Origin of the sequence: Actinoplanes sp. NPDC048988 (assembly GCF_043197815.1) — a bacterium.
Classification (GTDB): domain Bacteria; phylum Actinomycetota; class Actinomycetes; order Mycobacteriales; family Micromonosporaceae; genus Actinoplanes.
Genome location: NZ_JBICTW010000019.1, coordinates 84,672 through 97,390 on the forward strand (window position 1 = coordinate 84,672; position 12,719 = coordinate 97,390).

General features: G+C 71.1%; 16 protein-coding genes. 12 read left to right on the plus strand and 4 right to left on the minus strand.

Annotated elements, in window-relative coordinates:
• From ACGFJ7_RS39290 to ACGFJ7_RS39335, 10 genes are all read left to right on the plus strand, one after another.
• Entirely contained in the window at positions 1-354 is a 354-nt protein-coding gene (locus ACGFJ7_RS39290) for a histidine triad nucleotide-binding protein (RefSeq protein ID WP_360251878.1), read from the plus strand.
• The gene (locus ACGFJ7_RS39295) at positions 351-1,730 is read left to right on the plus strand and encodes a serine hydrolase domain-containing protein (RefSeq protein WP_392646995.1); all 1,380 of its coding nucleotides are present in this window, start codon (positions 351-353) and stop codon (positions 1,728-1,730) included. Before ACGFJ7_RS39290 ends, ACGFJ7_RS39295 begins: the two co-directional genes overlap by 4 nt.
• Positions 1,731-1,875: 145 nt before the next feature.
• The gene (locus ACGFJ7_RS39300) at positions 1,876-2,952 is read left to right on the plus strand and encodes a PhoH family protein (RefSeq protein WP_392646997.1); all 1,077 of its coding nucleotides are present in this window, start codon (positions 1,876-1,878) and stop codon (positions 2,950-2,952) included.
• Positions 2,953-2,974: 22 nt separating this feature from the next.
• Complete coding sequence (gene ybeY, locus ACGFJ7_RS39305) at positions 2,975-3,445, plus strand: rRNA maturation RNase YbeY (protein ID WP_360251887.1); 471 nt, start codon at positions 2,975-2,977, stop codon at positions 3,443-3,445.
• A gap of 66 nt (positions 3,446-3,511) precedes the next feature.
• Entirely contained in the window at positions 3,512-4,828 is a 1,317-nt protein-coding gene (locus ACGFJ7_RS39310) for a hemolysin family protein (RefSeq protein ID WP_392647098.1), read from the plus strand.
• The gene (locus ACGFJ7_RS39315) at positions 4,821-5,168 is read left to right on the plus strand and encodes a cytidine deaminase (RefSeq protein WP_392646999.1); all 348 of its coding nucleotides are present in this window, start codon (positions 4,821-4,823) and stop codon (positions 5,166-5,168) included. The genes ACGFJ7_RS39310 and ACGFJ7_RS39315 overlap by 8 nt, the downstream gene beginning before the upstream one ends.
• A 441-nt stretch (positions 5,169-5,609) precedes the next feature.
• Positions 5,610-6,038 (plus strand): hypothetical protein, encoded by a 429-nt coding sequence (locus tag ACGFJ7_RS39320; RefSeq protein ID WP_392647001.1) that lies wholly within the window; start codon positions 5,610-5,612, stop codon positions 6,036-6,038.
• A 12-nt stretch (positions 6,039-6,050) separates the two neighbouring features.
• On the plus strand, positions 6,051-6,236 hold the full coding sequence (locus ACGFJ7_RS39325; RefSeq protein ID WP_392647103.1) for a hypothetical protein: 186 nt from the start codon (positions 6,051-6,053) through the stop codon (positions 6,234-6,236).
• Between the two features lie 161 nt (positions 6,237-6,397).
• A complete protein-coding gene (gene era, locus ACGFJ7_RS39330) occupies positions 6,398-7,291 on the plus strand; it encodes a GTPase Era (RefSeq protein ID WP_360253131.1) in 894 nt (297 codons plus the stop codon).
• 83 nt (positions 7,292-7,374) lie between these two features.
• Positions 7,375-8,433 (plus strand): acyltransferase, encoded by a 1,059-nt coding sequence (locus ACGFJ7_RS39335; RefSeq protein ID WP_360251899.1) that lies wholly within the window; start codon positions 7,375-7,377, stop codon positions 8,431-8,433.
• Positions 8,434-8,442: 9 nt separating this feature from the next.
• Here the strand turns inward: ACGFJ7_RS39335 and ACGFJ7_RS39340 are convergent, their stop codons facing one another.
• Positions 8,443-9,177 (minus strand): thioesterase family protein, encoded by a 735-nt coding sequence (locus tag ACGFJ7_RS39340; RefSeq protein ID WP_392647003.1) that lies wholly within the window; start codon positions 9,175-9,177, stop codon positions 8,443-8,445.
• 7 nt (positions 9,178-9,184) lie between these two features.
• Positions 9,185-9,970, minus strand: a complete 786-nt coding sequence (locus tag ACGFJ7_RS39345) for a DUF4097 family beta strand repeat-containing protein (RefSeq protein ID WP_392647004.1) — start codon at positions 9,968-9,970, stop codon at positions 9,185-9,187.
• A gap of 100 nt (positions 9,971-10,070) precedes the next feature.
• On the opposite strand from ACGFJ7_RS39345, the gene recO reads away from it, so the two are divergent.
• Positions 10,071-10,859, plus strand: coding sequence for a DNA repair protein RecO (gene recO / locus ACGFJ7_RS39350; protein WP_360251908.1), 789 nt, complete (start codon positions 10,071-10,073; stop codon positions 10,857-10,859).
• The gene (locus tag ACGFJ7_RS39355; protein WP_360251911.1) at positions 10,856-11,638 is read left to right on the plus strand and encodes an isoprenyl transferase; all 783 of its coding nucleotides are present in this window, start codon (positions 10,856-10,858) and stop codon (positions 11,636-11,638) included. Before recO ends, ACGFJ7_RS39355 begins: the two co-directional genes overlap by 4 nt.
• Here ACGFJ7_RS39355 and ACGFJ7_RS39360 read toward each other — a convergent pair.
• On the minus strand, positions 11,625-12,302 hold the full coding sequence (locus tag ACGFJ7_RS39360) for an HAD family hydrolase (RefSeq protein WP_360251914.1): 678 nt from the start codon (positions 12,300-12,302) through the stop codon (positions 11,625-11,627). The two genes, ACGFJ7_RS39355 and ACGFJ7_RS39360, sit on opposite strands and share 14 nt — an antisense overlap.
• Positions 12,299-12,592, minus strand: a complete 294-nt coding sequence (locus tag ACGFJ7_RS39365; RefSeq protein WP_097320239.1) for an MTH1187 family thiamine-binding protein — start codon at positions 12,590-12,592, stop codon at positions 12,299-12,301. Before ACGFJ7_RS39365 ends, ACGFJ7_RS39360 begins: the two co-directional genes overlap by 4 nt.
• Positions 12,593-12,719: the final 127 nt, after the last annotated feature.

Consider the following 12,719-nt stretch of genomic DNA (forward strand, 5'->3'; position numbering starts at 1 on the left):
GTGGACACCGACTGCCTGTTCTGCCGCATCGTCGCGGGGGAGATCCCTGCGACGGTCGTGCACGAGACCGACACCACCCTCGCCTTCCGCGACATCGACCCCAAGGCGCCCGTGCACGTGCTGGTCATCCCGAAAAGCCATCACCCGGACGTGGTCACCCTCGCGCGGGCGGATCCGGCCGTCTCGGCCGATCTGCTGAGCACGGCCGCCGCGGTGGCCGAGGCCGAGGGGCTTCTCACGGACGGATTCCGGTTGCTCTTCAACACAGGTGCGTACGCCGGGCAGGAAGTGTTCCACGTCCACGGCCACGTTCTCGGCGGCGAGCCGCTCGGTCCCATGCTGGCGCCCCGATGAGCGCCGAGGAGCGGTACGAGCGGGCCGCCCGCCAGGCGCAGGCCCAGGGCCGGGTGCCCGCCCTGTCGGTCGCCCTGCACCGGGCCGACCGCGAGCCGTGGGTCTTCACCGTGGGCGACTCCGGCACCCCGGGCCGGCCCCTGACCCCCGACACCCGGTTCCGGATCGGGTCGATCACCAAGACGTTCACCGCCGTGCTGGTGCTCCAGTGCCGCGACGAAGGGCTGCTCGACCTCGACGACCCGATCGCGAAGCACCTCGACGTGCCGGCGCACGGCGACGCCACCGTCCGGCGGCTGCTCTCGCACACGTCCGGGTTCCAGCGCGAACCGTACGGCGACGTCTGGGACACCCTGGCCGCCCCCGACGACGCCGGCCTGATCGCCGAACTCGACCGGGCCGAGCGGGTACTGCCCAACGCCCGCCGCTTCCACTACTCCAACCTCGGCTTCGCCGTCCTCGGCCAGCTCGTGGCCAAGCTGCGCGACAGCACCTGGGCGGCCGTGCTCCAGGAGCGGATCCTCGACCCGCTGCGGCTCACCGCCACCACCCTCGAACCGCCCGCGCAGGCCGCTGTCGGCTTCGTGGTCGACGCGTACTCCGACGCCGCCCGGCCCGAACCGCGGACCGACCTCGGCGGGGTCGCCCCGGCCGCCCAGCTCTGGAGCACCGCGAGCGACATGGCGACCTGGGCCTCGTTCCTGGCCCACCCCGAGCTCATCGACCCCGACGGCAAGGTGCTGGCCGCGGCCACGCTCGAGGAGATGCGCTTCCCGGCCACCACCACGAACGAGACGCTCTGGAGCGCCGGCTGGGGCCTCGGGCTCATCCTCATCCCGCACCCCAAGCGCGTGGTCGACGTCGGTCACGACGGCGCCATGCCCGGCTTCCTGGCCGGCGCCTACGGCCGTCGCGGCAACGGCGTCCCGGCCGGCCTGGCCGCCGCCGTGCTCGGCTCCTCCGGCACCGCCGGCGAGATCAACGACCTGGTGCCGGAACTGCTGCGCCTCGCGGTCGAGCTCGACCCGGCCGACATCCGGCCCTGGCGCGCGGCGCCGCCGGCCCCGCCCGAGTACCGCTCGATCCTCGGGCCGTGGTGGGGCGAGGGCTCGCAGTTCATCTTCTCCTGGCACGACGGGGCCCTGCAGGCCCGCTCGGCCGAGGCGCCGGCCGACACGCCGCCGGCGATCTTCGAGCCGCTGCCCGGGCAGCCCGACGTGCTCCGGACGGTTTCCGGGCGCGAGGCCGGGGAACTCCTGCGCCTGACTCGCTCCGCCGCGGGCGAGGTCGTCAAGATGCACTGGGCCACCTACCGGTTCGCCCGCGTTCAGGAGGGCTTCGACGGAGGCCGGGCTTCCGACGGGGTTTTTTCCTGATAAGGACGCAGGCCGTCCGGCGATAATGGCATCGGCGTCCGGGCGGCCGAGCGGATACGATGGCACTCTTCCTTCGAAGCACGCCGCCCAGGTTTGGGTGACGCCGAGAACGAGAGCAGGTGGCGGAGGCCTTCCAGGCCGCCCTATGACCGGTACGCCGAACCCTTCCAGCGCAGGCTCCAGCAGCTCAGCGCGGGTGCAAACCAAGATCTCGGTCGCCGACCCGAAGATCATGGTGAACCTCCTGGGTGCCAAGGACGAGATCCTGCGGCTCATCGAGCGAACTCTCGCCAGCGACGTCCACGTCCGCGGCAACGAGATCACCATCACCGGTGATCCCGCCGAGAACGCCACCGCGGAACGCCTCTTCTCCGAGCTCATCGAGCTCATCGAGAAAGGCGAGACGCTCTCGGTCGACTCGGTGCGCCGCACCGCGGCGATGCTGGAGGACGAGACCGCCGAGCGCCCGGCCGAGGTGCTCACCCTCAACATCCTGTCCCGCCGCGGCAAGACCATCCGTCCCAAGACGCTGGGCCAGAAACGCTACGTCGACGCCATCGACGAGAACACGATCGTCTTCGGCATCGGCCCCGCCGGTACCGGTAAGACGTATCTGGCGATGGCCAAGGCCGTGCAGGCGCTGCTGGCCAAGCAGGTCAGCCGCCTCATCCTGACCCGCCCGGCCGTCGAGGCCGGCGAGCGCCTGGGCTTCCTGCCCGGCACCCTGAACGAGAAGATCGACCCGTACCTGCGCCCGCTCTACGACGCCCTGCACGACATGCTCGACCCCGAGGCGATCCCGCGCCTGATGGCCGCGGGCACGATCGAGGTCGCCCCGCTGGCGTACATGCGTGGCCGGACCCTCAACGACGCGTTCATCATTCTGGACGAGGCGCAGAACACGACGCCCGAGCAGATGAAGATGTTCCTGACCCGGCTCGGGTTCGGTGCCAAGATCGTCGTTACCGGTGACGTCACGCAGGTGGACCTGCCGGGTGGGACCACCAGTGGTCTCAAGGTCGTGCGCGAGATCCTGCAGAGTGTCGAGGACGTGCACTTCGCCGAGCTGTCCAGCTCCGACGTGGTCCGGCACCGGCTGGTGGCGGAGATCGTCGACGCGTACGCGAGGTACGACGCCGAGCAGGAACAGAGCTCAACTCAATCCGTCCACGCCGTGCCGGGACGGGCCGCCAGCGGCGGCCGGTCCGGGCGACGGCGCTGATTCAAGGGGTAAACGCACCACTATGTCCATCGAGATCGCCAACGAGTCGGGAGTCGAGGTCGACACCGACGCGATCCTCGCGGTGGCCCGGTACGCGCTCGACGAGATGGGGGTCAACCCGCTCGCGGAGCTGTCGATCCTGCTCGTCGACATCGAATACATGGCCGAGCTGAACCATCGCTGGATGGGTGGTGACGGGCCCACCGACGTTCTCGCCTTCCCGATGGACGAGGGCAGCGTCGACCACGGGCCCGGCGAGGCCGGCACGGGTGAGCCGGCGCTGCTCGGCGACATCGTGCTGGCCCCCGAGGTGGCCGCCAAACAGGCCGCCGCGGCCGGGCACTCCGCCGCCGACGAGTTGCACCTGCTGACCGTGCACGGCGCGCTGCACCTGCTCGGTTACGACCACGCGGAGCCGGAGGAGGAGCGCGAGATGTTCGGGCTCCAGAACCGCCTGCTGCAAAGCTGGCGGGCCAGCCGGAAGACCGGCTGACGCGCCGTGGACCCCGCCAATCTATTCGCGGCAGGCGCGGCCGAGGCTTCGGCCGGCCTGCCGGACCTGCAACTGATCATTTTCGCGGTGCTGCTGGTGCTGCTGGCCGGCCTCGCCTCGATGGCCGACGCGGCGCTCGGCTCGGTGTCGCCGGCCCGCGCGGGCGAGATGGCCCGCGAGGGCGAGCGGGGCGCCGGAGCGCTGGCCGCCGTCGCCTCCGACGTCGTCCGCCACCTCAACCTGCTGCTCCTGCTGCGCCTGCTGTGCGAGCTGACCGCGACCACGCTGGTCGCGCTGGTCGCGGTGGACAGCTGGGGCATCGGCTGGACGGCGGCCCTGGTCACCGCGGGCACGATGACCGTGGTGAGCTTCGTCGTGGTCGGGGTGGCCCCGCGCACGGTGGGGCGCCAGCACGCGTACGCGGTGGGCCGCGCGGCGGCGCCGCTCGTGCGGTGGCTGGGCAAGGTGCTGAACCCGCTGGCCTCGCTGCTGATCCTCATCGGTAACGCGGTGACGCCGGGCAAGGGCTTCCCCGAGGGACCGTTCGGCAGCCAGGTGGAGCTGCGGGAACTGGTCGATCTGGCCGAGCAGCGCGGCGTCGTCGAGCACGGTGAACGCGAGATGATCCACTCGGTCTTCACGCTGGGCGACACGATCGCCCGCGAGGTGATGGTGCCCCGCACCGAGATGGTGTGGATCGAGGGCTCGAAGACCCTCCAGCAGGCGCTCTACCTCTTCCTGCGCTCCGGCTTCTCGCGCATCCCGGTGATCGGCGAGAGCGTCGACGACGTGCTCGGCCTGCTCTACCTGAAAGACGTGATCCGCCGTACGCAGTCGGGTTCGACGGGCGACGCGGTGGCCGACCTGATGCGCCCGGCGACCTTCGTGCCCGAGTCGAAACCGGTCGACGACCTGCTGTCGGAGATGCAGGCGGCCCGCACCCACCTGGTGATCGTGGTGGACGAGTACGGTGGCACGGCCGGGCTGGTCACGATCGAGGACATCCTCGAGGAGATCGTCGGCGAGATCACCGACGAGTACGACGTCGAGCGCCCGCCGGTCGAGCACCTGCCCGACGGCGCGGTGCGGGTGACGGCCCGGCTGCCGATCGAGGATCTCGGCGAGATCTACGGGGTGGAGCTGCCGGCCGACGAGGTCGAGACGGTCGGTGGGCTGCTGGCCCAGGCGCTGGGCCGGGTGCCCATCCCGGGCGCGACAGTCGACGTGGGCGGCCTGCACCTGGTCGCCGAGGGAACAACCGGCCGGCGCAACCGGATCGACTCGGTGCTGGTGCGCCGAGTGGAACCGGAACAGCCGGACGACGAGGGAGCCGAGTCGCCTGCCGACTCCGAGGACGAGGAAAGACAAACCGCGGATGCCTGACACTTTCGCTTTGAGCGCCGAGGACAACAAACTGGTCACGCTGGCGCGTTCGGCCCGGGCCCGGGTGGGTGCGGCTGAGGGCGCGGCGGTACGGGACCAGGACGGCCGTACGTACGCGGCGGCCACCGTCGCGCTGCCGTCCCTGGCGATCAGCGCGCTCCAGCTCGCGGTGGCGTCGGCAGTTGCCTCGGGCGCGACGAAGATCGAGGCGGCGGCGGTGGTGACTTCGGCGGTCGGCCTGGAAGAGGCGGGCCGGGCGGCGGTCCGCGACCTGGCGCCGTCGGCCCCGATCCACGTGGCGAACCCGACCGGCACCGTCCACGGCACGGTCACGGCATGAGCGACGCACGCGAGCGCCCGGACGCGGCCGGCCGGAACGAAGAATCGCCCCGCAGCAGCCGCTCCACCGGCGGCAACCGGCCGACCGGTGGCGGCCGAGCCGTGGAGGGCAAGCGTTCCGGTGCCGACGGTAAGCGGTCCGGCTCCGATGGCGCGCGGTCTGGGGCTGACGGTAAGCGCTCCGGATCCGATGGCGCGCGGTCTGGGGCTGACGGTAAGCGGTCCGGATCCGATGGCGCGCGGTCTGGGGCTGACGGTAAGCGGTCCGGCTCCGATGGCCCGCGGTCCGGGGCTGCTGGTACTCGGGTCGGGGCCGATGGTGAGCGGCGGCTGACGGCGGGGGAGCGGAACGAGCTTCGCCGGCAGGAGCGCCGCGCCGCCCGTCGGACGGACAAAGTCGGCGGTTCCGGGACGAATCGCGGCGCCGGTCAGCGCGGCGGCGGTGCGCCCGGCACGGGCGCGGGCGCGGGTCAACGTGGCGGCGGCGTGGGCCGGGGCCTGGTCGGCTCGGGCGCGGGTCAGCGTGGCGGCGGCGTGGGCCGAGGTGCGGTCGGCTCGAGCGCGGGTCAGCGTGGCGCTGCCGGCCGGGATGCGGACGGTCTGGGTTCGGGGCGGGGCGGTGACTCGAGCCGGAGTGCGGCCGGCCCGGCTGCGGGCCAGCGTGGCGGTGCCGGTGAGCGTGGCGGTTCCGGGCGGGACTCGGGCGGACTCGGGTCGGGGCGGCGCGGTGGCGCGAGCCTGGGTGCTGATGGACCGGATGCGGGGCGGCGCGGTGGCGCGAGCCTGGGTGCTGATGGACCGGATGCGGGGCGGCGCGGTGGCGCGAGCCTGGGTGCTGACGGACCGGATGCGGGGCGGCGTGATGGCGTGAGCCTGAGTGCTGGTGGCCCGGATGCGGGGCGGCGCGGTGGCGCGGGCCGGGGCGTGGACGGGCCCGGCGATGGGCAGCGTCGCGCAACGGGTCAGCGTGGCCCTGTGGGCGGTCCAGCCGGGGCTGGGCAGCGGGGTGGCGCCGGCCGCCGGGGTGCGGGTGCGCCTGGGGTCGCCGATGTGCGGCCGCGCGATGTGACTCTTGGCGGGGAAGCGAAGGTCCGGAAGCCGCGGAAGCCTCGTGGGGCCAATCTGGCGCCGCGTGTCTCCGAAGCGCCGGCGATCGTCGCTCCGAGTGAGCGTCGGGAGGATGTGCGTGAGCCGCGGAAGAAGCGGCACCGGCATCAGGAAGCGTCGCGGATCGAAGTGGCCGATGACGTTTACCGGGCCGGGTTCGCGTGCTTTGTCGGGCGGCCCAATGCCGGCAAGAGCACGCTGACGAACGCGATCATCGGGCAGAAGATCGCTATCACGTCGAACAAGCCGCAGACGACCCGGCACGTCATTCGGGGCATCATGCACCGGGAGAACGCGCAGCTCGTGCTGGTGGACACGCCCGGTCTGCATCGGCCGCGGACGCTGCTCGGGGAGCGGCTGAACGATCTCGTGCGCGAGGTGTGGAGCGAGGTCGACGTGATCGGCGTCTGCTTCCCGGCCGATGAGCCGGTGGGGCGCGGCGACCGGTTCATCTCGGCCGAGATGGCCGAGCTGAAAGCGACGATCATCGCGGTGGTGACCAAGGTCGACCTGGTTGATCCGGCCACCTTGGCCAAGCATCTGCTCGCGGTGAGTGAGCTGTACGACTTCGCGGAGGTCGTGCCGGTCAGCGCGGTGTCCGGGCATCAGGTGCAGACGCTGGTGGACGTGCTGGTCAAGCACCTGCCGGAGTCGCCGCAGCTCTACCCGGACGATGTACTGACCGATGAGCCGGAGCAGGTGCTGATCGCCGAGCTGATCCGTGAGGCGGCGCTCGAGGGCGTTCGCGACGAACTGCCGCACTCCATCGCCGTGCTGGTCGAGGAGATGATGGTGGAGAACGGCGTCACCAAGATCTACGCGGATCTGTACGTGGAGCGGGACAGCCAGAAGTCGATCGTCATCGGCTCGCGGGGAACCCGCCTCAAGGACGTCGGCAGTCAGGCCCGTACGGAAATCGAGAATCTGCTCGGCACCCGGGTCTATCTCGATCTTCATGTGCGGGTGGCGAAGGAGTGGCAGCGGGATCCGCGCCAGCTCCGAAAGCTCGGTTTTTGATCTTAAATAGGACAATCTTTCGATTATGGGATAACTCACGCTGATTTGCGGCTCTGGTCCGGAATTGGGTAACAACATGCCCTATGCGGAATCGGTACCTGGATCTTTTGCGTGCCGTGGCAACCGTCCGGGTGGTGATCTACCACTCCAGCGGCTGGGCGGCCCTGACGATCGTCTTCCCGGCCATGTCGGTCATGTTCGCCCTGGCCGGGAGCATGATGGCGGCCTCCCTGGACCGTTACGGCCCCTGGGCGGTCGAGCGGCGGCTGCAGCGCCTGCTGCCCGCGCTCTGGGTGCTGGTGGGCGTCGCCGTCCCGTTCATGCTGATCGGCGGGATGGCCTGGGACTGGAAGGTGCTGCTCTGGGCCTTCCCGGTCGAGGACCCGCCGGCCACCGGCTTCTGGCTCGAGGGCCTGGCCGCGATGTGGTACCTGCGGGACTTCCTGTGGTTCGTGCTGCTGTCACCGCTCGCCCTGCCGCTGTTCCGGCGCTTTCCGCTTCCCACGATCATCGCTCCCTACCTGGGGCTGGCGGTGATCACTTTCGCCGGGCTGACGCCGCCGGCGATCGTGCGGGACCTTTGCTTGTACGGCAGTGCGTGGCTCCTGGGCTTCGCCCACCACGACGGCCTGCTGTCCCGTGACGGCCTGCTCCACCGGCACCGGTGGTGGCTGGCCGGCGTGCTGGGCGCCGCCGGCGCGGCCTGGGCGCTGACCCACCCGGGGCCGCGCGGGCTCGACCTCAACGACATCCCGCTGGCCAACGCGCTCTGGTCGACCGCGTTCATCCTGATCGCGCTCAGTGTGAACCCGCGCATCCCGTCGTGGCGGGTGCTCACCGTGCTCAACGCCCGGGCCCTCACCGTCTACCTCTGGCACGTGCCGCTGATCCTGCTGGTGGTGCGGCTGGCCAACGCGACCGGCCTGCCGATCTTCGGCTGGGTCGGCATCTCGTGGCGCCTGATCGTGGTCACGGCCCTGCTGGCGCTGGTGGTGATGGCCCTCGGCTGGGTCGAGGACTGCTCGGCGGGCCGCCGCCCGGCCCTGATCCCGGGCCGCCGTCCCCGCGCGGTCCCGGTCTCGCCGGCGCCCGCCTTCACCGATCTGGCCGTCACCGGGCCCGCCCCGCGATCGGCCGACTGACCGCGGGTTTCAGCGGGCGCGGACCACCAGGGGCTGGGTGACCTGGCCGATGGCGCCGTCGGCGTCGTACAGCTCGCCCGTGCACAAGCCCAGACCGTCGTCGCTCAGGGCGGTTCGGCAGGACAGGTGGACCCACTCGCCGACGGGTTCGCGCAGCAGGGCGGTGCTCATGGTGGGCGGGATGGACAGCCACTTGTCCAGCGGCAGCACCGCGGAGACACCGTTGGCCGAGTCGGCGATGATCAGGGCCCGGTCCTGGCCGGTGAGTTCGGTGCTGTCGATCAGGGGCTGTTCGACCCTGGTCCAGATGCGCGTCCGGTCGGTGGCGCGCCACTCGATGGCCTGGCCGTACCCCCAGTCCGGCTTCTCCGGGAAGAAGACGCCGGCGGTGGCCGGCAGCGGGTCGGCCGTCGTGGTCTCCGTGATCACGGGTGGCTGGGGGCCGGGGGCGATGTGCCAGGCGCGCGCGATCACCGCCGTACGGCCGTCAATCGTCAGTTTCGCCTCGTTGAGCGTGGTGAGGCGGCCCGGCTTGAGAGGGGACACCTCGACCCGGAAGTCGCGGCGGGGGATCGGTCCCAGGAAGTCCACCGAGATGCGGGCCAGGCGCTGACCGTCGACGCTGAGCAGCCGGCCCAGCAGGGCGGCCGGCGGGCCACCGTGCTGCATCTCGGTGTCCCAGGGGCTCTCGGTCGCCTTGGTGGGCCGGAACTCGTCGTCGCCCAGCGGGAGATAGAAGCTCATGCTCCGATCATGGCGTCGCGACCAGCAGCGCGTCACCACTGGAGGTGCGCAGATCGAGCGTGTTCTTGGCCGCCGGGTCGCTCGTGAGCCCCTGGATCTCGTCGTCGCCGGAGCCGGTGTGCGAGGTGATCTTGTACGCGCCCTGTGGCACCCGCACCTGCACGTCGCCGCTGGTGGTCTGGGCCTTGACCGAGGCCGGGGTGGTCAGCGAGGCGTTGATGTCGCCCGAGGTGATCCTGAGGTCGAGCGCGCCCGCCGCGTCCAGCACGTTGACGTCGCCCGAGGTGGACTGGACGGTGACCTTGTCCTTGGCGTTCAGGACCCGTACGTCACCCGAGGTCGCTCTGATGAGCACCGGTCCCGCGGGCTCGTGCACGTTGATGTCGCCCGAGGTCAGCTTGAGGTCGGTGGCGCCGATGCCGGTCAGGTTGACGTCACCGGAGCGCAGGTCGCCGCGCACGGTCACCCCGGCCGGGGCCTCGACCTCGTACGACACCGAGCAGTCGGCACCGCACGAGGTGTCGAGCAGCAGGACCGAACCGTCGAGCCGGTACGAGTCGCCCGGGTCGGAGCTGTTGCGGATCACGCGCTTGATCGTGGTCTCGGTCACGGACCCCGTGGTGATCGACACGTCCCCGGCACCACCGGACAGGCGGATCTCGGTGATCTTCGCCTTTTCGACGTCGTTGTAGGTCAGGGTGGCCCCGACGACCCCGCCGCACGCGGTCAGGGCGGCCGTAGCTGCGCCGATGAGGACGAGGATCCCGGTGCGCCGGGCCCAGGTGGTGGTCATGATGGTGACGCTATGGCCCGGTGACCCGGTGGCACCATCGGAGCCCTCCCGGAGATGACCCTGAGATCCGGGTCAGGGTCTGTCGTACCCACCGGGCAGAATGGCTGTCGTGCCCACCGGATATCGCCGCCACCTCTACCGCGACGACGCGGTGGTCCTGCGTGTGCAGAAACTGGGCGAGAGCGACCGGATCATCACGCTGCTGACCCGCCGGCACGGCCGCCTGCGCGCGGTCGCCCGGGGCGTGCGGCGCACGACGTCGCGGTTCGGGGCGCGGCTCGAGCCGTTCGGTCACATCGACCTTCAGCTCGCCGGCTCGCCCGAGGGCGTGGGCAGCGCGCTGCACTCGGTGAGCCAGGTCGAGGCGGTCGCGCTCTACGGCAAACAGTTCCTGGGCGACTACCCGCGTTACACGGCGGCCAGCGCGATCGCCGAGACGGCGGAGCGGCTCACCCCGGTCGAGCGCGAGCCGTCGCTGCGCCTGTTCCAGCTCACGCTCGGCGCGCTCAAGGCGCTGGCCGTCGGCGAGCACGCGGGCAGTCTGGTCCTCGACGCCTACCTGCTGCGCGGCATGGCCGTGGCGGGCTGGGCGCCGGCCGTGGCCGAGTGCGCGGTCTGCGGTACGCCCGGGCAGCACGCGGCGTTCTCCGTCCCCGCGGGCGGAGCGGTCTGCCCCGATTGCCGTCCGCCCGGCGCCGCCCACCCGAGTCCGGCCACATTGGGGCTGATGTCCGCCCTGACGGTCGGCGACTGGACCATCGCGGACGCCGCCGAGGCCGGTGTGCGCCGCGAGTGCAGCGGCCTGGTCGCCGCCCACCTGCAATGGCACATGGAGCGGGCGCTGCGCTCGCTCCCGCTGGTCGATCGACGGGAGAGTCCCACCGCATGACGCCGCGTCCACCCACCCCGCACATCTCCGGCGTGACGCCGCCCGCGCTGCCCAAGGCGGCGCTGCCCAAGCACGTCGCGATCGTCATGGACGGCAACGGCCGCTGGGCCAAGGAGCGCGGACTGTCCCGCACCAAGGGCCACGAGCAGGGTGAGTACTCGCTGTTCGACACCATCGAGGGCGCCATCGAGCTCGGCATCCCCTACCTTTCGGCGTACGCCTTCTCGACCGAGAACTGGAAGCGCTCGCCCGAGGAGGTGCGCTTCCTGATGGGCTTCAACCGCGACGTGATCCGCCGCCGCCGTGACCAGCTGGTCGACCTCGGCGTCCGCGTCGTGTGGTCGGGCCGCCGGGGCCGGCTCTGGAAAAGCGTGATCTCCGAGCTGGAGACGGCGCAGGAGATGTCGAAGAAGAACAAGACGCTCACCCTGCAGTTCTGCGTGAACTACGGCGGCCAGGCCGAGATCGCCGACGCGGCGGCCGCGATCGCCCGCGACGTGGCGGCGGGCCGGCTCGATCCGGACAAGGTGAACGAGAAGACGATCGGGAAATACCTTTACCACCCCGAGGTGCCCGAGGTCGACCTCTTCCTGCGCCCGTCGGGCGAGCAGCGCACGTCGAACTTCCTGCTCTGGCAGTCGGCGTACGCCGAGATGGTCTACCTCGACACCCTCTGGCCCGACTTCGACCGGCGCCACCTCTGGTACGCGTGCGAGCTGTACGCCAGCCGCGACCGCCGCTTCGGTGGCGCCCTGCCCAACCCGGTCAGCCCGACGTAAGAAGCTCCACGGTGGCGTCCACGTCGGAGAGATCCGGCAGTACGGCGTGGGCGCCGGCCGCGACCAGCTCGGCGGCCGGGGTGGAGCCGGTGGCCACGGCCACGGCGAAAGCGCCGTTGGCCAGCGCGGCCGTGACGTCGTTGACGGTGTCGCCGATGACCACGGCCCGGAAACGCTCGCCGTACTTGGCCTCGGCCCGCTCCAGGCTTCGCCGCACCAGGGTGGCCCGCACGGAGTCGTCGGTGCCGTAACCGCCGACCTCGTCGTCGAAGGCCGCGCTCAGCTCGAAGGCGGCCACCTTGGCCCGCGCGACCTCGGGAACGTTGCCGGTGACCAGCGTCTGCACGACGCCGGGCCGCTCCTCGAGACGGGCCAGGACCTCCCGTACGCCGGGCATCAGCTCACCCTGCACCGCGAAGAGATGCTTCGTGTTCTGGACGTTCTCGACATAGCGCAGGAAGAACCGCTCGGGCGTGCAGTCGGTGACCCCGTGAGTGGCGAAGACCTCGGCGCAGATGTCCATGTCGGTGCGCCCACCGAAGATCGGCGTCTCCCGCCACGGAACGCCGGTGAGCTCGGTGAAGGCGGCCTTCCAGGCAGTGGCGGCCACCCCGCCGCCGCGCAGCAGCGTGTAGTCGATGTCCCACATGACGAGGCGCTTCACTCGGACAGAACCTTCTCGATGTAGGCCACCTTGGAGGTCAGGCCGTCGGTCACGCCGGGCCGGATGTCGGCCTTGAGCGACAGGCTGACCCGGCCGCCCTTGGCCCCGACGGCCTCGACGGCCTGCTTGACCACGGCCATGCACTCGTCCCACTCACCCTCGATGGTGGTGAACATGGCATCGGTCCGGTTCGGCAGCCCCGAGGCCCGCACGACCCGCACGGCTTCGGCGACCAGGTCACCCACGGACTCACCCACGCCGATCGGCGTCACAGAAAAGGCAACAAGCACCCCACCATCGTCTCAGCCCACCCCGCCTGCATCACACCGAACCCCTGTTCGAATTCAAAGCCGCCGGCCCATTGGCGCTTCGATGTCTCATGACTACCCTAGTCGTATGCCAGCTAGGCACGAGATC

Excerpts from the sequence above, each read along its gene's own strand:
- ACGFJ7_RS39295 (WP_392646995.1), top strand. The coding sequence starts at position 351 with ATGAGCGCCGAGGAGCGGTACGAGCGGGCCGCCCGCCAGGCGCAGGCC.
- ACGFJ7_RS39300 (WP_392646997.1), top strand. The coding sequence starts at position 1,876 with ATGACCGGTACGCCGAACCCTTCCAGCGCAGGCTCCAGCAGCTCAGCG.
- ybeY (WP_360251887.1), top strand. The coding sequence starts at position 2,975 with ATGTCCATCGAGATCGCCAACGAGTCGGGAGTCGAGGTCGACACCGAC.
- ACGFJ7_RS39315 (WP_392646999.1), top strand. The coding sequence starts at position 4,821 with ATGCCTGACACTTTCGCTTTGAGCGCCGAGGACAACAAACTGGTCACG.
- ACGFJ7_RS39335 (WP_360251899.1), top strand. The coding sequence starts at position 7,375 with ATGCGGAATCGGTACCTGGATCTTTTGCGTGCCGTGGCAACCGTCCGG.
- ACGFJ7_RS39340 (WP_392647003.1), bottom strand. The coding sequence starts at position 9,177 with ATGAGCTTCTATCTCCCGCTGGGCGACGACGAGTTCCGGCCCACCAAG.
- ACGFJ7_RS39345 (WP_392647004.1), bottom strand. The coding sequence starts at position 9,970 with ATGACCACCACCTGGGCCCGGCGCACCGGGATCCTCGTCCTCATCGGC.
- recO (WP_360251908.1), top strand. The coding sequence starts at position 10,071 with ATGGCTGTCGTGCCCACCGGATATCGCCGCCACCTCTACCGCGACGAC.
- ACGFJ7_RS39355 (WP_360251911.1), top strand. The coding sequence starts at position 10,856 with ATGACGCCGCGTCCACCCACCCCGCACATCTCCGGCGTGACGCCGCCC.